Raw genomic sequence first — 21,985 nt, forward strand, 5'->3', positions numbered from 1 at the left:
TAAAGAGCTGATGACAGCAGCCTCCCGAGAAGTTGTTGAAACCCGGCAGTTACTACTCAATAGGGCGCGCGAGTATCCTGTTGTCCGCTACGCCTCCCGGCGGAATGTATATGGCAGGGTGGGTGCATGCCGGATCTGAAACTGTTTCATATCGACCAAGGTCATGCCGCAGAGCTGACCTCGCGCGCTGTGGCCCTGGAACAGGATCTGCAGAAGCTCATCGAGGCGAACATGGAGACTATGTTCGGTGTCCGTTTCCTCGCCCGCGAGTACAGCACCGGTAAGGTCCACCGCGGCCGGATTGACTCGCTCGGCATCGACGAGAACGGCTCGCCCGTGATCTTCGAATACAAACGAGCCGTCAATGAGAACGTCATCAACCAGGGCCTGTTCTATCTCGACTGGCTGATGGACCATCGGGGAGAATTCCAGATCCTCGTTGCGGCACAGCTCGGATCGGGAGCCTCTGAGAGCATCGACTGGTCGGCGCCCCGACTGATCTGCGTCGCGAACGACTTCACCCGCTACGATGAGTACGCGGTGCGCCAGATCGACCGGAACGTTGAACTTGTCAGGTACCGGGACTTCGGCCAGGATCTCCTCGCCATAGAACTCGTCACAACAGTGACCACCGAAACCACCTCTGCCAGCAGGAAACAGTCCAAACCACCGGTGGCAGCCTCTGAGGCGACTGCTCCGGCGAAGAAGGCGACGCGCTCCAAAACGGTGAGCGAACTCCTCGCTCAAGCCGACGAGAAGCTCTCGGCCCTGTATGACCAGTTCGAAACCTTCGCCCTCGCGCTGGGCGACGACGTCGTAAAGAACGAACGATCTCTCTACTTCGCATTCCGCCGACTCAAGAATTTCGCCTGTGTCGAGGTGCACCCCACGTCAAAGAACCTGCTGATCTACCTCAAACTGGACCCGAAAACCGTCGAGCTCCGAGAAGGGTTCAGCCGGGACGTCAGCAACATCGGACACTTCGGCACCGGAGACCTCGAGCTTAGAATCAGCGACACCACCTGGTGGCCGATCGTGGAAGAACTTACCCGTCGATCCTACGAAGCCAACTGACGCCCCAGTCAGCGGCAGCAAGCAGGGAGGAACCGGCCATGAAGAAGGCCGGCCGAGAGCTCCCCGCGTCGGTACGGAGGTTGGCCCGACGGGACAATGACGAGCGATAGCCGCCGCGGCCTTGCACGCGGGACAGGCACCAATCCGGCAGAATGCAGACATGCCCGAAAATCACTTCGACACCGACGCAAAAGCTCGGGTCACGACATCACGCCCGGCGCCTGACATGAAGATCGCTAGCGAGGCCGGTGAGGTGATCGCGCATATGCTCGGCGACGGACGGTCTGTGATCGACCCGACGGCGACAATCTGGACGGCCGAGGCAGCGGAGGACCTGCGCTCGAGGCTCGGGGACAACCCGATCCTCGGGGCCGAGCGGCGCCAATGGGACAAGTTCGACCAGCAGCTTGAGGGCGCGTCCCGGGAGGTGGTGTTCCTCGCAGCCGAGCTCGTGTTCCTCCGCGAGCATCCGCTATTCTCGGCCCGGCCCCAGACCCGGCGCGCTCACGTCGAGCGGGTGCTGACCCACCTCCGCTCCCCCGTGACGATCCCGGAGCCGATGTCGTCTTGGCTGGCCCGCCCCGCCCGGACTGCAGGATTCTATGGAGGTATGGGGTACAACCAGGCGCTGTGGCGGCACATCATCTGGGCCGCGACCTTCGTGCGCCACTGGAACGGCCTGGCGGAGACGGAGCGCGAGGCTTCACGCGCCGATCCGTGGGAGCTGCAGCGTGTCATGCTCGCTTCCGGCAGCGACCGGTCCGACATTCGCAACGCGCTTCAGTTTCTCGTCCGCCCGGACACATTCGAACCGATCTCGTCGGCCCCAATGAAGTCGAGGATCCGCGATGGCCTGGCCGATCGGGTTGGCGGGGCGACGGGGAACGACCCGGCCTCGATTGATCGCGATCTCCTCGCGATCCGCTCGTCCCTCACCGTCGAGGTTGAGGGGCCGTTCCATTTCTGGACGCCGGCGGTGGCGCAGCTCTGGGACCCATCCCGGGCTGAGCCTACCTCGGCAGATGCCGGGACTGCTGAGTTGGGCGATCCCCGTCCACGGCACTACTGGCTCTATTCCCCCGGCGCGCAGGCATCGGAATGGGGGACATTCTCATCCGAAGACATCATGGCGATCGGCTGGGACGAGCTCGACGACCTCAACACCTACCCGAGCCGTGAAGCGATTCGCCAAGCGCTCGACCCCGACGGGACCGGCGGGTCACTGAGAAACGACGTCCTCGCCGTGTGGCAGTTCCAGAATGATATCGCCGCGGGCGACATCGTCTTCGCAAAGCGCGGACGAAAGGAGATCCTGGGGCGCGGCGAGGTCACCTCCGCCGCCCGTTTTGAGCCCGACCGTGGGTCGTACATCCATGTCCGTTCTGTGGAGTGGACGCACACGGGGTCCTGGGAGCACCCAGGAAACGCCGCTCTCAAGACGCTCACCGACATCACTCCGTATCAGGACTATGTCGAGCAGCTCGAAACGCTCGTCACCGGCGAGAACGAGCCCGCCCTGCCCGCCACGGCGGCGCCGCTTCCGCCCTACGACCGGGCCGCATTCCTAAGGGAGGTCTACCTGCCCGAGGAACGGTACGAGCGTCTCCGCTCCCTGCTGGCGCGCAAGAAGAACGTCATCCTCGCGGGGCCGCCAGGCGTCGGGAAGACCTTCGCAGCCAAGAGACTGGCGTATTCGATCATGGGCGAGAAGGACCCGCGCCGCGTCCAGATGGTCCAGTTCCACCAAAGCTACTCGTACGAGGACTTCATGATGGGGTACCGCCCCACAGAAACGGGCGGCTTCGTCCTCGCCGAAGGACCGTTCTACCGGTTCTGCGAAGAAGCCCGCGCAGACGACGCCGACCGGCCGTACTTCTTCATCGTCGACGAGATCAATCGCGGCAACATCTCCAAGATCTTCGGCGAGCTGCTTATGCTCATCGAAGCCGACAAGCGCGGGCACGACCTCCGCCTCCTGTACAAGAACGAAACGTTCTCCGTACCATCCAACGTGCACATCATCGGCATGATGAACACCGCCGACCGCAGCCTCGCCGTACTTGACTACGCGCTGCGCCGTCGCTTTGGCTTTTTCGAGATGAGGCCGGGCTTCGACACGGAGGGGTTCACCCATTGGCAGCAGGACGCGGGAAGCCCTCCGTTCGACAGCGTCGTCGCGGCGGTCGTCGACCTCAACAAGGCGATCGCCGCCGACCCCGCACTGGGCCAGGGCTTCGCGATCGGGCACAGCTACCTCTCCAGACCCCCGGCAGGCGAGAGCGGGGATACCTGGCTCCACTCGGTCATCGAGGACGAACTCATTCCCCTCCTGGACGAGTATTGGTTCGACGAACCGGCCACGGCCGAGGAATGGGCAGTCAGGCTCCGGGCCGCGCTCACATGACCGACCGCTCGATTGCCATCCGCAATCTGTACGTGATGATGGCTTACGCCTTCCGGGCGATTCGAAGCGACGGCAGCGACCGGATCACGGCCGAGACCTTTGACCACCTCCACGACTTGCTCGCGGAGATTCTCGTGCGCGGCGTCGGCGCACAGGTCAAACGCGGCCTCCACCGCGACTACCTGCGGCGCAGCGACGACTTAGCCACCGTGCGCGGCCGCATCGACATCGCCCGGACCGTCGCCACCCGCTCCAAGGTCCGGGGCAAGCTGGTGTGCGAGTTCGACGAGTACGAACCCGACACGCCCTACAATCAGGCACTCAAGTCGGTCATGGTCCTCCTCATCCGCCACGGGGAAGTCTCCACGCCGCGCAGGGACGCGCTGCGTCGGCTCCTGCCATACCTGGACGCGGTGACGTTGGTCCCACCAACTTCGATCCGCTGGAACGGGCTCACCTACCACCGTGCGAACTCCTCGTACCGGCTGCTGCTCGGTGTCTGCGAGCTGGTCGTGCGCGGGCTCTTGCCCACCCAGGCCGCCGGTGCAGCAAAGCTCGCTTCATGGGTGTCGGACGACGCGATGAGCAGGCTGTACGAGCGCTTCCTGCGCAGCTACTACACCGCCCACCACCCCGAGCTCTCCCCCGCCGCGTCCTCCGTTGCCTGGGACTTCGATGAGACGAGGGCGCTCGGGGCCGAGCAGCTCCCAGCAATGCGCACCGACGTGACGCTCCGGCGTGGACGGCGGACGCTGATCATCGACGCAAAGTACTACAGCCAATCGATGCAGGTCGGCATGTGGGGTAAGCCGACAATCCATTCGGCGAACCTCTACCAGGTACTGACCTATGTGAGGAACGCTGACGTGAACCGCGACGGATCGGTAAGCGGCCTGCTGCTGTACGCACTCACCGACGCTCCTATACAGCCAGACCTGGATGTCGTGATTCAGGGCAACCGGATCGGCGCTCGGACGCTCAACCTCGACCAACCGTGGGTCGATCTCAGAGCCCAGCTCGAAGACTCAGCCAGATGGCTTGATGACTGACTCCAGCGTCCGTCGCTGACACATCGGGCTTCTTAGCAAGAGCAGGCGGTAATCGTTCGGCCGTCGTGCAGGCCGATCTCCCGAAGAGGTGGCCGCCATTCTCAGGAACCTCGTTCATGAGACCTCCGCTGTGAGACCGGATTAGGAGACACGATCAGCGGCTGAGCCTCGGTGAACTCGCCCCGTCTCGGGAAGGTGATGTCTTTGAGACGGGACTCCACAAATAATTCAGTCGGCGCGACGAGCGCTGTCTGGCTGTATTGACCAAGGACGTTAGGGAAGCCCGACGTGGCATGGCGACCTGAAGACCACCTCCGGGTGAGGTGCTGCTTGCGACAGTCATCTCGCCCTTTCCGGGGGTTTTCGATGTGTCGCGGTATGGCCGTCCCGACCCCGAGAGGCGGGCTCCGGCTGGACCGCTTCGTCGCGGAGGACAGGGAGCCGCTGGCGGTGGCGTCGTCCCGTTCATCCCGCCCGCTCGCCTTAGCCCCAGTCCTCGTGCCCGAGCGGAGCTTCATTCAGCGCGTCTCGGCGTGCTCGCCAGTCGGGAAGGAACTGGTCCATCAAGGCCACGAACTTCTCACCGTGCCCGCGTTCCAGCAGGTGGATCAGCTCGTGGACGACAATGTACTCCAGGCATCGCGGGTCCTTCTTCGCCAACTCGGGGTTGAGCCAGATCGTCCGAGACGTGGTGATGCAGGTGCCCCACTTCGTCTTCATCCGGCGCACGACGATCCTTTCAGCCTCGACCCCGAGGGTCGACTGCCACTTCTCCAGCAGCGCCGGCACGGCGGCCTTCAGCTCACGCCGGTACCAACGATCGAGTGCCCCGAACCGCCGGACGGCATCGGTTTCGGGCGGAGTGATCACCCAGAGCGTATTTCCTTTGGCCTCGACACCGTATGCACCGCTCGACCTGGAGACGTCGAGGAGATACCGCTGCCCCCACACATAGTGGGTCTCCCCTGAGACCATCCTGCGCTCAGTCTGCCTGTCAGCGTTCTGAAACTGCTCCTGCTGACGCTTTATCCACGAGAGACGCTGTACGACTGCGAGCCGGATCGCGTCCTCAGTCGTCCGAAGCGGAGCAGCGACCCGCACCCGGCCCACCGGTGGGTAAACGGAAATGTGCATGTTCTTGATGTCCTTGTAGACGACATCAACATCAAGTCCGGAGACCGTCAGGTAGCTGCTAGCGGTACTCATCGTTGTTCTTCAACAATTCGATGAACTCCGCCAGGCAGTGTTCTTCGATGCCGGAGAGTTCCTTGCGTAGCTCACGGGCTAGCGCGCGTTCCTTCATCCTGCCGGCACCGGCGCTGGCCCATCCGTGTTCCTTGCTTGACTGGATCCGGTGATGCAGTGCCTCATGGTCAACGACCAGATCGGCCGGCTCCCATACAAAGTCCACGATCGCCCGACGCGCGGGCGTGCTCGCCCACTCCGGGTAGGTCTTGCCGTCTGCTGCCTCGCGGGTGCCCACCTTCTTCGTCAGCTCGATGAGCTTGCGGAGATACTCCGCGTAGTCCTCGGCGTCTTCCTTCTGTTTCTCGAGGAGTGCATCAAGGAGCTCGGACATGTGGTCGTAGTACCGCGGGTTCATCGCATGCTCGTCCACGATGGTTTTGCGGACGTTATTAATGATCGTCTCCGCCGTGGCCGCGCTGCTGCCCTTGATTCCGGGTGGCAGTGTGTCTACCGCGCCCGGTCCACGCTCAACGATCAGTTCGACCAGAGACTTCTCCAGGTCGGCCACCTGTTCGACGGGCCTGGCGTTGATGTAGGTGTCGAGCAGTTGGCGCATCCCGGCCTCGTACTGCTTCATGTCGATGTTCTCGCCGGCCCCGGCCTCAACCTCGCTCTTGATGGCAGCATAGTGCGCGACCTCGTCCTTGATCGACGCGATCTCAGCCGCCGTGCAACCGGCCGCGTCCATGTCACTGGCAACGGCTCCGAAGGCGCGCACGAGGGTGGCAACGGACTTGTAGAGCAGGACGCGTTTGGGCTCGTTGTCCTTAATTTGGTCGACATCACCGGGAGTAGACGCGACAAAGTAGTGCTGATATTCGAGCGTACCCTTGGGCGGTGCGACCGGCTCACAAAGAGCACGGACGGCTTCGAGAGCATCGTCGAGGTCCTTGCGGTCCCGCTCGCTGCGGTCAGAGATTAGGCCCGCTACGTCGTCGTCTTCGTACTCGCCGAAGGCCTCGGAGGTGTAGTCGGTGACGGTCTTGTCAAGTGACTTGAACAGGTCACGGTAGTCGACGATGTACCCGTACGCCTTGTCGTCACCGTCGAGTCGGTTGACTCGGCAGATTGCCTGAAACAGGCCGTGGTCGCGCATTGTCTTGTCAATGTAAAGGTACGTCGCGCTCGGCGCGTCGAAGCCGGTGAGGAGTTTGTCGACCACGATGAGCAGCTTCATCTGGCCAGGCTCTTTGATAAACTTCTTCTTGACGTCGGTCTCGAACTCTTCAACCCGGCCGATTGCCTTATCAGGGTGTTCGCCGAAGTGATCGGCAAGCATCTGCCGGTAGATCTCGTACTTGCGGATCTCTTCAGTGTCGCCCTCGCCCGCATCTTCCTTTGAGATCGCGGTTGGGTTGGGCTTGTAGCTGGTGACAATCGCAACCTTGCCCTTGAATCCGCTCTTTACGAATGCTTCGTAGAACGTGCAGGCTTGGTAAACCGAGTCACTCACCAACATGGCGTTGCCTCGGCCGCTAATCAGCCTCGGCTGGGTCTCCATATCCATGAGGATGTCCTGAACGATCTGCGCTGAACGGGGTGCAGAGGAGAAGACTTTCTGCATAGTGCCCCACTTCTGCTTCAGCCGGGCCTTCGAAAGGTCGGTGAGGCTCCGGGTCTTCGCGTTGAACCATTTGTCCACCGCGGCAGAGCCCTGGAGCTCCTGCTCGACCTTGCGGGCCTCGTATTTTAGGTCGAGCACGACGCCATCGCGGACGGCCTCGTCGAACTTATAGGTGTGGATGAACGACCCGAAGGCCTCGATGCTGGTTTTCTTGTCGCTCTTCAGCAGCGGCGTCCCGGTGAAACCGATGAACATCGCCCCGGGCATCAGGTCCTTCATAAGGCGGTGCATCTTGCCGCTCTGCGTGCGGTGGGCCTCATCGACGAACACGAAGATATTACCCTTAGCGCTGAACCCGCCGGGAATCTTGGTCCTAAGTTCCTTCGCGAATTCCTCGGCATCCTTATCGCGGGCCTCGTCGTCGGTGCCACGGAACTTGTGCACCAGCGAGCACATGAGCGGCGGGTTGGATGTGTTGAGCATCGTAAGCATGTCCGCGCCCGACTGGGTACGGACGATCTTCTCGCCGACCCCGGAGAAGCCGCTCTCGATCTGCTCGTCCAGCTCAGAGCGGTCCGTGATTACAAGGACGCGGGCATCATTCTGAGTCTCCAAAATCCACTTGGCCAACCACACCATCGTCAAGCTTTTGCCCGACCCCTGGGTGTGCCAAACGATACCGCCCTCGCGCTTCGGGATCCGATCCTGCGCGGCCCGGACCCCGAAGTACTGGTTGTGGCGCGGAGATTTTTTGACGCCCGCATCGTAGACGATGAAGTCGTGGATGATCTCAAGGAACCGCTCCTTCGAGCACATCTGGGTGATCGCGAGGTCGAGGTCAGCGTTCTGACCCTCTTCCTTCCAACGCAACCAGTACTTCTCCGGGGTCTCGATCACCCCGTAGTGCAGCCCCTCGACATCGTTACCGGCGAACAGCAGTTGGATGGTTGTGAAAAACGGGCGGACAAAGTCATGACGTTGATTGCCGATGTTCTGACGGATGCCGCTGGCGACGCTCACCGTCGAGCGCTTCAACTCGACCACACCGAGCGCGATCCCGTTCACGTAGAGCACGAGGTCGGGTCGCTTCGTGTGCTCACCCTTGACCGTGACCTCTTCGGCCACGACGAAGTCATTCTTGTCTGGGTTAGTCCAGTCGATGAGGTGGACCGATTGGGTGGTCTCGCCGACGTCGGTCTTGACCTTCGCACCGTACCTGAGCAGCTCATGAACCTTGCGGTTCTGGTCGTACAACGAAGAGCCGCCGCCGAGCGCTGCAGTGGTCAGGAGCTGCTGTACCGCTCGAGAGACCAGAGTCTCGTCGTACCCGCGACCGAGCAGGTGCGTGCGGAGCTTCGCCTCGTCTACATTACGGTTGTCCCGATCCTTCAGGTTACCGCCATAGGTGTACTGGAGCTTGTCCTGAAAGAGCTCCACGACGCGGCGCTGAGTCTCGCGCTCCTTCTGACCGACCGCGCTCATGTTTCCTCCATCATTGGCAGGCGGGTCCGGCCCGCCAACAACTCCTGCATCATCCCAACCTTCACAGCACGCGCAGATTCAAGCCGGCGCTCCAATGCTTCGGTCTCAGCGTCAGCATTCTGCAAGACCTCCGCAATAGCAAACTGCTCCGCCGTTCCGGGCAGGGTCAGCGCGATACTCGAGAGATAGCTACGAGTCGTGGCAAGCACCTTCGTTCCCGCGGCCAACCGGAGCAAGGCGGCACGAAACGCGGGCATGAACTGGATGTACGCCTTGAAGCCATCTGCAAGCACGGACTTGTCGAACCGTGCGGCAATGGTATGGAGCCCCGGAACAACTCCCTCGGGCGGCACGTCCGAGATTTCTACCGACTTACCTACTCCATCCAGATCTTCCGACGCATCAGCAAATACCAGGTCACCAGGCATCAAACGACCCGCACGCGACGCTAAGTGTGATGCCGCCCGCGGCATCCTCTCGGTCGCCGCATCGAGAAAAACCGAACTGCGCGTGTGGACGTCTCCATAGTGTAGGTATCGCAGAGGAGATTCTCGATCAAGTTCATCACGAGACAGCGCAACAGTACGAACGTAGGTCACGTGGTCACCAAGAGTGATCATACGCCAGTCGCCGGTGAAGCCGGGGAGGCGGGTGCGGCCGGTAAGGAGTTCTTGCATCATGCCCTGCTGAACATCACGCTTCTTCGCGATCAGGTGTTTCAAGGCGTTGATGAGGTTATCAATGTCACCGAGCACCTCACCAATTAGAGCCTGTTCCTTACGGGCCCTCGGAACAACGATCTCAAATCCGCGAATATCGTCGGGACTGATGTGGGGGATAGCAGTCTGCGTCTTGCGATCATCAACCCAGCGTGCAAACTCGGGCGCCTTGATCCATTGGTAAAGCAAGTCTTGATCAACAGAATATCCGCGCAATCTCGCAACTCGCTGCACCAAATACGCCGGAAGATCGGCGCGCGAAATCCGCGCGAAACTTCGCCCTACCAGCGCGCCGTCCATTGCAATCAAGATGTCGCCGTCAGATAGTTCATAGTCTCGGATTCTGGTATCCGGTTGGGGCCAGAAACGAGTGATACTAGGAGACCAGTCCAATTCTCCGCGCTTAATATTCGAACCGCGGGCCAGGCGTGTTCCAAATTTCACGAACTTCGCACTTGGGAAGGGGTAGCCCGTGAGAAACGATGCTACATCGCCGATGCGCGTCCGATGCCACCCCTCTGGCACTATGCTCACGCTTTGACCCCCATTGCAGCGAGGCTCGCCGCAACCTTGACGGCCAAAGACTCCACCTCACATGTGATCTCCGCGACTGTCGACTCATAGCGTGCGGCTAGAACCGTCAATCGTGCCACAAGAGCCCGACCCAACTCTTTCGCTTCATTATTAATCTGAGTTTGGAGGTTGCCGCCCCACTTGTCGCTGATGACGAGCGCTTGCACCTCGGTCTCGGTGAGCGTCTCGTACTTCGCGACGGCCTTCTCATTCAGAGCGATGGCGGCGTCCTTTAATAGCGTTTTGGCCGTGCTCTCAGCTGTGTACAGCGCAATGACCTTCGTGAGCGCGGCAATCTCGTCGAGGTCTCCCTTGGTTGCCTTCAGTTCCTTGAGCGCGGCCTTCGCGACAGCATTGGTAAGTTTGCCTTCGTCGTCTGCCGCGTAGAAGAGCAGCCCGCCTTCGACCGCGTGCTCCTCAATGTACTCGGCGATAGCGAGGGTGGATGCGTCGCGGGCCTCGGTAAGGCGGTCGAGCTCGACCTGCTCGGCAGCGAAGTAGTGGGCGATCACGTGCTCGGGCGGCAGGAGGTCCATGACCCAGCGCTGTGCATTCGTACCGGCGCCGAAGACGATGTGGGCGTCTTCGTACTTAGGCTTGTTGTTCTTGTCCTTCCAGGTGCGCGCGGCGCGCGGTTGCACCGCCTGGGTCCAGCCTCCGCTGACGATCAGCGACACGTCATCGTGCATGACGTCGTTCCAGTAACTCATGAGCTTCTCATAGACACCGTACTCGTCGATAAGTGGTCGTGGTCGGAACGCATCAAGGAGTGCCTCGGAAATGTCGTGGATGAGGTCAGCGGGTTTGGTGTCTGGTTCGATCGTTCCTAGCGGACCGCGCTTGCTCGCCCACCACTGCCGCACCGTGCTCACGGTGTCGTGATCGAAAGCTTCGTATTCAGCGGAGCCGGTCACTATCGGCCCGATCTGGCCCGGCTCGACCTTCAACTCCGAGTAGCCGTCGCGCCGAGGCCTGAAGAGCTCGCTGCGGAGGTTCGGAAACGCATCCCAGTAAGGCTGGAGCGCATCGAGATCACTGTTCGGAATGCCGCCTTGCATGTGCCCGTGGAGGTCCTGGATGTCCTCGGGCTCCGAGGAGTCGATGAAGCGCGGGATGTTGAGGTTGCATTCGTTTTTCGGATCCGCAATTTCGCTGATCGGCACCATGCGGGAGTAGCGGGCGATCTCTTTGCCGCTGGTGTAGGCGTCGACGATCTTGTGCATGTCGCGCGCGCGCAGTCGGTTCTTGGGGCCGTCCTTGGCGAAGCCCTTGCTTGCGTCGATCATGAAGATGCCGGTGCGCGTCGGGGCGTCTTCTTTATCAAGCACTATCAAGCAGGCGGGGATGCTAGTGCCGTAGAAAAGGTTCGGCGGCAAACCAATGATCGCCTTGATGTGACCCCGCTTGATGAGTTCGGTGCGGATCCTCGCCTCGGAGTTTCCGCGGAACAGCACTCCGTGCGGGAGGACGACGACGCCTTTGCCTCGTGGCCGCATCGACTTGACCATGTGCAGGAGGAACGCGTAGTCGCCGTTCTTGTCAGGCGGTGTGTCAAAGCCATCGAAACGGCCGAAGGAGAAGTTGAAACCGTTGCGCCAAGTCTTGACCGAGAACGGAGGGTTGGCCACTAGGTAATCAAATGTCTGGAGGTTGCCGTTGTAGGTGAACTTCGGGTCGGCCAAAGTATTGCCTTGGCGCAGGTCATGGGTTTCGTTGGCGTGGAGGATCATGTTCATCCGCGCGAGCGCCCAGGTTGCGTTGTCGTTCTCCTGGCCGTAAATTGTGAGCCCGTTCGGAGCGGCGTCGGCAACCTTGATGAGCAACGATCCGGAGCCGCAGGTCGGGTCGTAAACGGTGGTGGACTTCGGGGTGTCAGTCGGGATCCGGAGCAGTTGCGCCATTACGCGGGAGACCTCGGCTGGGGTGTAGAACTGGCCCTTGCTCTTGCCCGACTGGGTGGCGAAGTGCCGCATGAGGTACTCATAGGCGTCGCCCAGGAGGTCGTCCCCTTCGGCTTTCGATCCGGTGAAGTCCATGTCCTGGAAGATGCCGATCAGGTTCGAGACCTTGTCTTGCAGCTCTTTCCCTGAGCCCAGCTTGGCGGGGTCGTCGAAGTCGGCGTTGTTGATGACGCCCAGCAGGTCGTTTTCTTCGGCAAGACGCCTGACCGCGATGTTGACCTTCTCCCCGACGTCGGGCTTCCCTTTGAGCGAGATCAGGTAGTCAAAGGAGCCGTCGTCAGGGACGTAGATGAGAGCCGACTTATCCGCCTTCGCCTTGTCGGAGACGTACTTCACGAACAACAGCGTGAGGACGTAGTCCTTGTACTGACTGGCGTCCATCGACCCGCGCAGCTCGTCGGCGCTGCTCCACAGGGAGGAGTACAAATCAGATTTTTTCAGCGCCACAGCTCACTCTTTCTATGTTTAGGTACATTATCCAAGCCGAAAGCAAGCTCCCCGGCCCGCCAACTCTGCTCAGGGTCTTCCGCTGCCATCGCCCGCGTCTGAAATCGTGTCCCTTGCTGCGGATCTAGGCGTCGGCCTCAGTGGTCTGGAACTCCCAGAGCATGCGACCTGGTGGTCAGCTTGAAGCAATGCCACTCGCTGGGCTCGCCAAGTTTCAGTATTCGCTGGCTATGACAAGCGCTTAGAGTTGAGAGCGCTATTTCTTTCCTTGGTTGGCAGAGGTTATTCCGTGACGAAACTCCACCGAGTTGCCGTTCAACATTCAGGAGACGAGCCATGGGTCCCACAACCAAAGAAGGATAGCTTAATCAGCTGCACAAGACGATATGAAAGATTGCAGCTGGTGGATCCGATGGGACGGATCCGCGGCGAGGCACTGCACCGGCTCGCCACGGATAGACTTGTGGAGCGCAGCCGGAACAAGGGCGCGCAGGTCGTCGGCTTCTCCCCGACGACGTCGCCAGCCTGTGCGACGTGCGAGCCGGATTCGAACCGCACGCCGTGCTGCTCGATCCCAGACCCCACAGCGGGGGTCCGGCACCGAGCACCTTCGTCTGCGGGTCAGGAGCCGACGGGTGCGCTCAGGGAGTCGGCCATCTCCCACCACAGCCGGTTCACCTCGACGTACCGGTCGGTGGGGTCGAGCGGCTTCGCCCACGGCTTGTCGATGATGTAGTGGATGTTCTTCACCGACGCCGGATCCCAGACCGACGGGTGCTGGTGCGGCAGGGTCTTCAGCGCGTTGTACACGTAGGGCAGCGGCTGCCAACGGTCGCGGTAGTACTCGTTGAGAAAGTCCTGTTCGGCAAAGGGGTAGTGCGAGAGGTCCTCGACGGCCGCCAGCCGGGCCACCATGTCGGCGAGGACGGCCTCGTCGGGCGACAGCACGAGGAAGCCGCCGTTCAGGTAGTTGTCCGTCGCACCCGGTTCGGTGACGTGGTCCCCGCCCCGGCAGTGCGTGTAGAAGCAGGTCTGGGGTGTCCAGCTCGGTGGATAGCTCGCGATCCGGTTGGGGTTGCACCGGCAGGCGTGGCAGGCGGCGATGGCCCCGTCGGCCAGGTCCAGGGCGAACAGCTCGTCCATGTTCCGGGTCACCAGCATGTCGGCGTCCAGGAAGACGACGCGCTCGAACTCCGTCAGGCCCCAGACGGCCAGCTTGGTCCACACCTCCGCGAACCGGGAGTTGGCGTAGCTGTCGGCAGACCCGCCGGCCGGGCGCAACGGTGCCACGTCCCGCAGGAGGCACCCGTCGTCCTGCAGGAGGCGCCGGGCCTGCTCGTCGATCCCCTCGGTCACCATGACGACGAGGGGGGTGGTGCTGCCGGAGCGCTCGAGCGAGGCCCGGAGCGTCCGGACCCCGATCAGGTAGTCGGGTTGAGTCAGCAAGGTCACCCAGGCATTCATCGGTGGTGTTCCTGTCCTAGTAGCGGGGTCGGGTCAGTCGAGGAGCGCATCGGTGAATGCATTCGCGAACCTGTGCTCCGGGTCCAGCGTCTCGCGCACCCGGCGGAAGGCTTCCCACTGGGGGTAGAGCGCCGGCCAGTCATAAAGGGATTCGTCGAAGTACTTGCCCCAGTGGGGACGGCCGCCCTCCTCGGCCAGGGCCCGCTCCACGGCCCGGAGGAAGCTGTTCCCCTCCTCGGACAGCGAACCGTCCGCCGCGTAGTAGACCACGAAGCCGAAGTAGCAGGTGTCCTGGCCGTTGGACGGGCTCAGCCATCCCTCGGACGCGCCGGTGCAGCGCAGGATCACCGGGTAGTGCATGCGGGGGCGGGTCTCCGCATGCCAGTCCTTGATCTTCCTGATGACCGCTCCGGCCCGCGCGAGCGGGATGCCGATCTCCACGTTGATCTGGGGGGTCGCGATCCCCTTGCAGAACACCTGGTAGATGTCACCCGTGACGTCGGTGAAGTCCCGGAAGCGCGACACCGTGCGGAGAGACTTGCCGTTATCGGCGACGCCCTTGCTGTCGTCGCGGAGGTGCTGCAGCGTGGACTCGATCGTGCTGTTCATGGACGTATCGGTCGTCGCGTACTCCACGAGCTGGCTGCCGCCGGCCCGGTAGCGGGACACCTCATCGTCGGACGCCTCGTTGGCGGTCCACACCTGGACCTGGTTCTCCTGCGGGAACCACCACGCCTTGACCAGGATGTTCTCCCGGTTCCAGGTCTCCAGGTCCGTCTCGAGCGTGCCCGCGTCGACGGCCTTCTTCACGCAGGTGTAGATCATCGACTCCCGTGCGCGCAACGTCACGGCGGTGATCACTCCCAGTGAGCCGAGGCCGAGCTGGACGGCGGGGAAGTCCGGGTGGTCATGATCGAACTCCGCGACCGTGCCGTCGGCCAGCACCATGCGGATGGCCAGCGCGGCGCCGGCGATCGAGCTCTGCTGCAGGCCTTGACCGTGGGTTCCGGTGGACAGGGCGCCGGCCAGCGTCTGCTCGGCGATCACCCCGGGTGAGGCGTCCAGCATCTGCCCCCGCGCGGTGAGGAATGCGTACACCTCGGCCAGGGAGGTCGAGCCGGCGAAGGTCGCGGTGTCGTCGGTGCTGGAGATCAGGCCGCTCAGCCTGCTCAGGTCCAGGAGCGTGCCGGCCCCGTCCGCGACCTCGATCATCCTGCCGGGCGACATCCGGCTCCCGATCATCCGGACCCGGCCGTCACTGGTGGACAGGAAATCGCACAGCTCCGCCTCGGTGGCCGGCGCGACGACCGAGCCGGGCAGGCCCAGCCGGGAGTTCCTGGCCCAGTTGCGCAGCCGGATGTCCTCGCCGGTGAGCTCCGGCTCCTGGTGGGGGTAGGTGAGCTGTGTGATGGCCATGACGCGTCTCCTGTAGAAGTTCGGTTCTGCCTTCGAAGCCGCACCGACGGGCGCGGCTGATCCATCGGGCACGGGTATTCCCGGCCACCGCGGATGAATTTCTCAGTTCTGTAGAAGTCCTGCTGACACCATAGCCCTGCCTCGTCAAGGGAATGTTTACACTGACAAAATGACTGTCGTATGCGTGCCCGATCCAAATGCTCGCGATCTCCTCGGAGCCCTTCCCGACGGGATCGAGGTGATCGTCTGGAACGGTGAGGACGAGAAGCCCGAGCGGCTGGCGGAGACTGTCTTCTGGGTGCCGCAGGTCGAGGACTCCACCAACCTCGCCGAGAAGTTCGCCGCCATGCCGAAGCTCGAGGTCACCCAGCTGACGAGTGCCGGCGTGGAGGACATCCTCGAGCACGTCCCGGACGGTGTGACCCTGTGCAGCGCGCGTGGCGTGCACGGCCCGGCTGTCGCCGAACTGGTCCTGGCCGTCGTCCTGTCCACGCTGCGCCGGCTGCCCCACTTCGGTGAAGCACAGCGACAGGGCCGGTGGGACCCGATGGAGGCCGACGACCTGCGTGACAAGCGCGTGCTGATCATCGGCGCCGGCGACCTCGGAGAGCAGACCGCGCGCCGGCTGCGGAGCTTCGATGCCGTTCCCGTGCTCGTGGCGCACACGGCACGGGAGGGCATCCACGCCACCTCGGAGCTGCCGGGCCTGCTGCCCGAGGCCGACGTGGTGGTGCTGACCGTTCCGCTCACCGCGGATACGACCGGGCTCGTGGACGCGGAGTTCCTGTCCCGGATGCCCGACGGCGCCCTGCTGGTCAACGTGGCGCGCGGCAAGGTCGTGGACACCTCGGCACTGCTCGCAGAACTGACGTCCGGGCGGCTGCGCGCCGCCCTGGACGTGATGGAGCCGGAGCCCCTGCCTGCCGACCACCCGCTGTGGAACGCGCCGAACCTGATCATCACTCCGCACGCCGCCGGTTCGATTGCGCAGTCCGGCCCGCGAGCCTTCGCGCTGGTCAACGCGCAGGTGCGCCGCTACGTGGCCGGCGAGGACCTCGTCAACGTGGTGAAGGGAGCCCACTGAGTCCTCACGCATACGCTGTGAAGTTCGGGCCGAGGGTGTCGAGCCAGGCGACCGGATGCACGGCCACGGCGTCGGCGCCGGGTTGGGCCCACGCTGCCGCGACCGCCTCCTGCAGCGCCGCTCCGGTCCGGTCGAACGGATAGCGGTCGAGGACCCAGCGGCGATTGGCCTCGCGGACTGGCGCCAGGGCGTCGAGGTCCTGGATCAGGGACGCCACCTGGTCGCGGATCAGCAGCGGTCGCTGGTCCGGGACCCGCCACGCGCCGGGTGCCTCGAACAGCTCGTGCCCGCCGCCGCCGTCGTACCCGACCACGAGACAGCCCGAAGCCAGCGCCTCGGCGACCGGCAGACCGTAGCTCTCGGTGTGCCCGAGGGCGACGAAGACCGCCGAGCCCGCCAGAGTGGCGGCCACCTCCGCCCGCGGGGCCTGGACCAGTTCCACCAGCTCCACGCCCGAGAGCCGTGGCTCGTCGGCCAGCAGCCGCTTCAGCAGGGAGGCCTCCCGCGGCCGCTTCTTGGGGAACCAGCTCACCCGGAGCTGGTCGGCAGCATCGGGGGCGAACAGCTCACCGTCGACCGGGTTGGGCACCACGCTCACCGGCAGGCCGGGCAGTGCGGCGGACAGCACGTCGCGGCTCTCCTCGGACACCACCCAGATCGCGGGCGCCGGCGTCCACCCGGGGAAGTCCTCGCCGGGCACGCCGGCGGCGAAGGTGTAGAAGTGGTTCTGGTTGAAGATGACCTTGCGCGCTCCGGGTGCCGGATCTCGGCCCTGGACGGTCGGGGTCTCCGGCAGCACCAGGAGGTCGTCGGCGCCGATCGCAGTGGTGGCGCCGAACAGCATCGGCACGTCGTCGGGGATCCAGTCGGTGTGGTCGTCCGGGTCGGGCAGCCACAACCAGGCCTCGTGGCCGCGCTCACGCAGCAGCCGGACGTGCTGGGTCATCACGTGCACCCCGCCGCTGTGGTGACGTGTGGCGAACCCCGCGTAGACGATCCGCCCCGGGGATCGTCCGGGAGTGCTCACCATGCCGGAGCCGCCAGGTACCAGGACGCGCCGCTCCCGGTGTTGTGGGCGGGGAACGAGTCCGGGCCGAGCCCGACGTCGGCCCGCCACCCGTCGCCCCACTTGGCGTCCAGACCGTGGAGGATCTCCGCCCGGTTGCCCTCAGAGCTCTGACCGGTCCGGTTCATCGTCTGCCGCCGCAGGTGCGAGACGTAGGCGCCCTCCGTGACCACGCACCGCAGGCCGGCCGCCCGCACGCGGATCGCCAGGTCGATGTCCGCGCCGTAGCCGTGCCGGGGGAAGGTGACCTCGTCCAGGCCCCCCAGCTCGACGACGGCGGGCACAGCGAACGCGATCGCGGTGCCGTCACAGAAATCGACGTCGCGCAGCACGTCGCGCGGGACGTACTCCGCGGCGGTACCCGGGATCGCAGAGGCCCGCTGGTGGAGCCAGAAATCGTCGTAGCAGGACGCCGCGAGCGCGATGTCGTCCGCTGTGGAGAAGGGCGCGAGCAATCCGTCGAGGAACCCGGGCGACAGCCGAATGTCGTTGTTCAGCACCACGCAGACCGCATGGCCGTCGCGCGACGCCGTCTGCAGCGCCCAGTTGGCGGCGCCGATCCACCGCAGGTTGCGCCCCGGGCGGTGGACCTCGATGTTCCCCTCGGGGAGCACATAGTCACCGGCGTTGTCGACCACCACAATGCGCAGGGCCGGGTCGAGGTCGCTCCCGTCGCGGCATAGGTCATGCACCACCGCGTCGGTCAGCTCCGGCGAACCGAACGCGGGGATGACCACCAGTGCCGACGCGGCGGCCGTCGAGGGGGTCACTGCTCGGCGCGGGCGGCGTGGCCCCCGCGGTGGCCGTTCAGCGTGCTGATCAACATCGGTTCCCGTCGGGTCAGGTGGACGTGTGCCACGGCAGTGAAGACTACGGAGTAGTTCTGCCAGGCCGGGCGAAAGGATGGCTCTTTCTTGTGTGATGTGCCCCACGCGGCCTACAGTAGGTACATCGTGTCCGTACTAGTTGTACGTACCCCTCCGTCCGACACAGACCTCCCGTACAGAGAGAAGATTCGCCATGGCAGCCGAATCGCTTCCGAAATCCCGCATCCCCCTGTTCGACGGCATGAACCGGATCCCCGGCGGTCTCATGCTGATTCCCCTGATTCTCGGCTCGATCGTCGGGACGTTCGCGCCCGGCTTCCTCGAACTGGGCAGCTTCACCACCGCCCTGTTCGCCGAGTCGGCCCTGCCCCTCATCGCCGTGCTGATCTTCGCCACCGGCATGCAGATCACCGCCAAGGCCTCCGGCCCCGTCCTCGCGACCACCGGCGTCATCCTGCTGTTCAAGACGATCATCCCCGCCGCCCTCGTCGCAGGCCTCGGCCTCGTCGTCGGCGTCGAGGGCATCCTCGGCATCTCGATCCTCGCCCTGCTGGCCAGCTTCGACAACAGCAACGGCGGCCTATGGCTCGCCTTCACCGGCCGCTACGGCGACTACCGCGACCGCGGCGCCTACATGGCCTCGGCCATCAACGACGGTCCCTTCTTCACCCTGCTCTTCCTCGGTATGTCGGGCCTCGGCAACATCCCGTTCCTGACCCTGCTCGCCGCCGCCATCCCCCTGATCCTCGGGTTCATCGTCGGCAACCTCGACGCCAAGTGGACCGAGGTCATGCGGCCCGTACCGAACATCGTCATCCCGTTCTTCGCCTTCGCCCTCGGCACCGGCATCGACCTCCGCAACGTCATCGCCGGCGGCATCGGCGGCATCTTCGTCGGCATCGCCGCCACCCTTATCACCGGCGCCCTCGTCTACATCGGCTACCGCTTCGTCCTGCGCCGCGGCGCCAAGTCCGGCATCGGCATCGCCTCGGCGACCACGGCCGGCAACTCGATCGCGACCCCGGCGATCGTCGCCGCCGCGGATCCGAGCTTCTCCCCGTTCGTCGAGGTCGCGACCGCGCAGGTCGCCTCGGCCGTGCTGGTCACCGCGATCTTCGCGCCGCTCCTCGCCACCTGGGTGCTCAAGCGCCAGGGCGGCCTGGACACGGATGACGCAGCGCAGGTCCTCCCCACGTCCGCCTCCGAACTCCCACCCGCGGGTGATCCGTCGGCACCGACGGACCGACCCCGTCGGACCGAGGAGAACAGCTGACCGTGGCATCCACTGCACCCATCGTCGGCATCGCGGCCGACGACGTCACCGGCGCCACGGACTCCGTGGTCCAGTTCTCCCGCACCGGCTGGTCCTCCCGGCTGCTGCTGGGTGAACTGCTCCCGGACTCGGTATTTCCGGGCAGCGCCCTGGCGGTCAACACCGACGCCCGCGCGCTGGACTCCGCCACCGCCCGTCAGGCCACGGCGAGCGCCATCAGGAACCTCGCCACCGCGGGGGCCGACCGCCTGTACCTGAAGATCGACTCCACCATGCGCGGCAGCGTCCCGGCGCAGGTGGCCGGAGCGCTCGACGCATGGCAGGAGCAGCATCCCGGCTGTTTCGCCGTCGTCTGCCCGGCCTACCCGGCCATGGGTCGGACCATCGAGGACGGCCTGCTGCGCGTCCACGGCGGACCGGTCGAGGACTCCCCCGCGGGCCGCGACCCGGTCACGCCGGTTCCGACGAGTGAGTTCTCGCAGCTCCTGCCCGGCACCGCGACGATCAGCCTCAGCGGTTCCGCCGAGCGGGATGCACAGGCACTGCGGAACGCGGCGGGTAGCGGCGTCGTGGTCGTCAACGCCGCATCCGATGACGACCTGCGCACCCTCGCGGCCGCGCTCGTCGTCGCCGGCCCGACGGCGATCCCCGCCGGGTCGGCCGGCCTCGCCGCAGCGATGGCAGCCGCCTGGGCCGACGCCGGAGCAGTACACGCAGCAGCAGAACCTGCACCCGCCGCGCAGGGGCAGAGGATCGTCGTCGTCGTCAGTTCGCTGCACGACGTCGCCCGCGCTCAGACCGACCACCTGCAATCTCAGCTGGACTCCGCCGACCTCCGCATCCTGCAGCCCAACGAGTCCCTGCTCGACCAGCCGAACCGGCTCGCGCAGTGGGCCGCCGCAGAGCTCGAGATCCCGGAATCCCTGCCGCGGGTCGTCGTCATCACCTCCCCCGAGGCGGTCGGCGGCTCCGAGACCCTCAGCGGTACCGCCATCGCGAACAGTCTCGCGTCGGTGGTGCAGCAGACCCTGGCCCGCACATCCGTCGGCGCCCTCGTGCTCGTCGGCGGCGACGGAGCCCGCGCCGTCCTCGACGCCACCCGGGCCCAGGCGCTGCGCATCACCGGCGCCATCCAGGAGGGCATCCCGGTCGGCGTCGTCGAAGGCGGCACCGCGGCTGGAAAGATCGTCGTCACGAAGGCCGGCGGCTTCGGGCCGGTCACCGCCCTGCTCGACACCGTCACCGAACTCACTCGGACCCTGACCACCACCCTCGCCCACTCAACGGAGGCATCCTCATGAGCATCCCCACCCTCGCCGTCACCCTCGGCGACGTCGCCGGCATCGGTCCGGAGATCACTGCGAAATCCCTCCTCGGGCACGACGATGTCCGGCAGGAATGCAGGCCCGTCGTCATCGGTGACGAGGCCGCCATGCGCCAGGGCGTCAGCAACGTGGGCGGCGACCCGGACACGGTCCGCGTGCTGTCCTCGATCGAGGACGCGACCAACGAGCCAGGCATCATCGAACTCCTGCAGACCGGACCGTCCCTGGCCGACGTGAAGCTCGGCGAGCTCAGCCCGGCCGCCGGCGACGGCTCCTACCGCTTCGTCGTCGAGGCCTGCCGCCTGGCCCGCGAAGGCAAGGTCCAGGGCATCGTCACCGCGCCGCTCAACAAGGCCGCGATGCACGCCGGCGGGCACAAGTGGCCCGGCCACACGGAGCTGCTCGCGCACGAGTTCGGGGTGGAGAACTTCAGCCTCGTCCTCTCCGCGGGCGACCTCTACTTCTTCCACCTCACCACCCACGTCTCCCTGCGGCAGGCCATCGAGGACGTCACACCCGAGCGCACCGGCAATGTCATCGAACTCGTCAGTGCCTTCACGAAGGCGCTCGGCAACCCGGACGAGCCGATCGGCCTCGCCGGGCTCAACCCGCACGCCGGCGAGAACCGCCTGTTCGGCGACGAGGACGCCGACATCCTCGCCCCCGCCGTCGCTGCCGCCCGCGAGAACGGCATCAACGTGCACGGGCCCATCCCCGCGGACGCGCTCATCCCCGCCGCGGTCAAGGGCAAGTGGAACATGGTCATCGCCTGCTACCACGACCAGGGCCACGCACCCTTCAAGGCGGTCTACGGCGACGACGGCGTGAACATCACCGTCGGCCTGCCCGTCGTCCGCGTCTCGGTGGACCACGGAACGGCGTTCGACATCGCCGGCCAGGGCATTGCCCGCGAGGCGAGCCTCGTGCTGTCGATGCGCCGCGCAGCTGCGCTGGCACCGGGCTGGGACCACGTCTGGCGGACCGCGCAGAAGAAGTAGGGGTTCGTACA

Annotated in this window: 15 protein-coding genes; 7 read left to right on the top strand and 8 right to left on the bottom strand. The window is 64.6% G+C overall.

Features of this window, described 5'->3' with window-relative positions:
• Positions 1–126: 126 nt before the first annotated feature.
• The 3 genes from ACX80L_RS06985 to mcrC all read left to right on the top strand — a co-directional run bounded on the left by ACX80L_RS06985 (position 127) and on the right by mcrC (position 4,527).
• Positions 127–1,074, top strand: a complete 948-nt coding sequence (locus ACX80L_RS06985) for an endonuclease NucS domain-containing protein (protein ID WP_459288597.1) — start codon at positions 127–129, stop codon at positions 1,072–1,074.
• A gap of 160 nt (positions 1,075–1,234) precedes the next feature.
• Positions 1,235–3,478: an AAA family ATPase gene (locus tag ACX80L_RS06990; protein WP_459288599.1), complete on the top strand. Its 2,244-nt coding sequence runs from the start codon at positions 1,235–1,237 to the stop codon at positions 3,476–3,478.
• Complete coding sequence (mcrC, locus tag ACX80L_RS06995) at positions 3,475–4,527, top strand: 5-methylcytosine-specific restriction endonuclease system specificity protein McrC (protein ID WP_459288601.1); 1,053 nt, start codon at positions 3,475–3,477, stop codon at positions 4,525–4,527. Before ACX80L_RS06990 ends, mcrC begins: the two co-directional genes overlap by 4 nt.
• Positions 4,528–5,010: 483 nt before the next feature.
• Here the strand turns inward: mcrC and ACX80L_RS07000 are convergent, their stop codons facing one another.
• The 6 genes from ACX80L_RS07000 to ACX80L_RS07025 form a co-directional block, all read right to left on the bottom strand.
• Entirely contained in the window at positions 5,011–5,733 is a 723-nt protein-coding gene (locus ACX80L_RS07000; protein WP_459288603.1) for a M48 family metallopeptidase, read from the bottom strand.
• The gene (locus ACX80L_RS07005) at positions 5,720–8,821 is read right to left on the bottom strand and encodes a type I restriction endonuclease subunit R (RefSeq protein WP_459288605.1); all 3,102 of its coding nucleotides are present in this window, start codon (positions 8,819–8,821) and stop codon (positions 5,720–5,722) included. Before ACX80L_RS07005 ends, ACX80L_RS07000 begins: the two co-directional genes overlap by 14 nt.
• Complete coding sequence (locus tag ACX80L_RS07010; RefSeq protein ID WP_459288607.1) at positions 8,818–10,074, bottom strand: restriction endonuclease subunit S; 1,257 nt, start codon at positions 10,072–10,074, stop codon at positions 8,818–8,820. The genes ACX80L_RS07005 and ACX80L_RS07010 overlap by 4 nt, the downstream gene beginning before the upstream one ends.
• Positions 10,071–12,521: a type I restriction-modification system subunit M gene (locus ACX80L_RS07015; RefSeq protein ID WP_459288609.1), complete on the bottom strand. Its 2,451-nt coding sequence runs from the start codon at positions 12,519–12,521 to the stop codon at positions 10,071–10,073. The genes ACX80L_RS07010 and ACX80L_RS07015 overlap by 4 nt, the downstream gene beginning before the upstream one ends.
• Before the next feature lie 621 nt (positions 12,522–13,142).
• Positions 13,143–13,973 (bottom strand): glycosyltransferase family 8 protein, encoded by an 831-nt coding sequence (locus ACX80L_RS07020; protein WP_459288611.1) that lies wholly within the window; start codon positions 13,971–13,973, stop codon positions 13,143–13,145.
• A 45-nt stretch (positions 13,974–14,018) separates the two neighbouring features.
• Positions 14,019–15,401, bottom strand: coding sequence for a D-arabinono-1,4-lactone oxidase (locus ACX80L_RS07025; RefSeq protein ID WP_459288613.1), 1,383 nt, complete (start codon positions 15,399–15,401; stop codon positions 14,019–14,021).
• 169 nt (positions 15,402–15,570) lie between these two features.
• Between ACX80L_RS07025 and ACX80L_RS07030 the strand changes: the two genes are divergently transcribed.
• Positions 15,571–16,485 carry a 2-hydroxyacid dehydrogenase gene (locus tag ACX80L_RS07030; RefSeq protein ID WP_459288615.1) on the top strand — a complete coding sequence of 305 codons (915 nt, stop codon included), beginning with the start codon at positions 15,571–15,573 and terminating at the stop codon, positions 16,483–16,485.
• A 4-nt stretch (positions 16,486–16,489) separates the two neighbouring features.
• Here the strand turns inward: ACX80L_RS07030 and ACX80L_RS07035 are convergent, their stop codons facing one another.
• Both ACX80L_RS07035 and ACX80L_RS07040 read right to left on the bottom strand, forming a co-directional pair.
• Positions 16,490–17,431, bottom strand: coding sequence for a glycosyltransferase (locus ACX80L_RS07035; RefSeq protein WP_459288617.1), 942 nt, complete (start codon positions 17,429–17,431; stop codon positions 16,490–16,492).
• A gap of 77 nt (positions 17,432–17,508) precedes the next feature.
• On the bottom strand, positions 17,509–18,321 hold the full coding sequence (locus ACX80L_RS07040) for a glycosyltransferase (protein ID WP_459288619.1): 813 nt from the start codon (positions 18,319–18,321) through the stop codon (positions 17,509–17,511).
• Between the two features lie 250 nt (positions 18,322–18,571).
• On the opposite strand from ACX80L_RS07040, the gene ACX80L_RS07045 reads away from it, so the two are divergent.
• Genes ACX80L_RS07045 through pdxA form a run of 3 tightly spaced genes read left to right on the top strand, consistent with a single transcriptional unit; the run spans position 18,572 to position 21,974 of the window.
• Complete coding sequence (locus ACX80L_RS07045) at positions 18,572–19,651, top strand: 2-keto-3-deoxygluconate permease (RefSeq protein ID WP_459288621.1); 1,080 nt, start codon at positions 18,572–18,574, stop codon at positions 19,649–19,651.
• Between the two features lie 2 nt (positions 19,652–19,653).
• Positions 19,654–20,952, top strand: coding sequence for a four-carbon acid sugar kinase family protein (locus tag ACX80L_RS07050; RefSeq protein ID WP_459288623.1), 1,299 nt, complete (start codon positions 19,654–19,656; stop codon positions 20,950–20,952).
• Positions 20,949–21,974, top strand: coding sequence for a 4-hydroxythreonine-4-phosphate dehydrogenase PdxA (pdxA, locus tag ACX80L_RS07055; RefSeq protein WP_459288625.1), 1,026 nt, complete (start codon positions 20,949–20,951; stop codon positions 21,972–21,974). The genes ACX80L_RS07050 and pdxA overlap by 4 nt, the downstream gene beginning before the upstream one ends.
• Positions 21,975–21,985: the final 11 nt, after the last annotated feature.

Source organism: Arthrobacter sp. MDT1-48-3 (assembly GCF_054511015.1).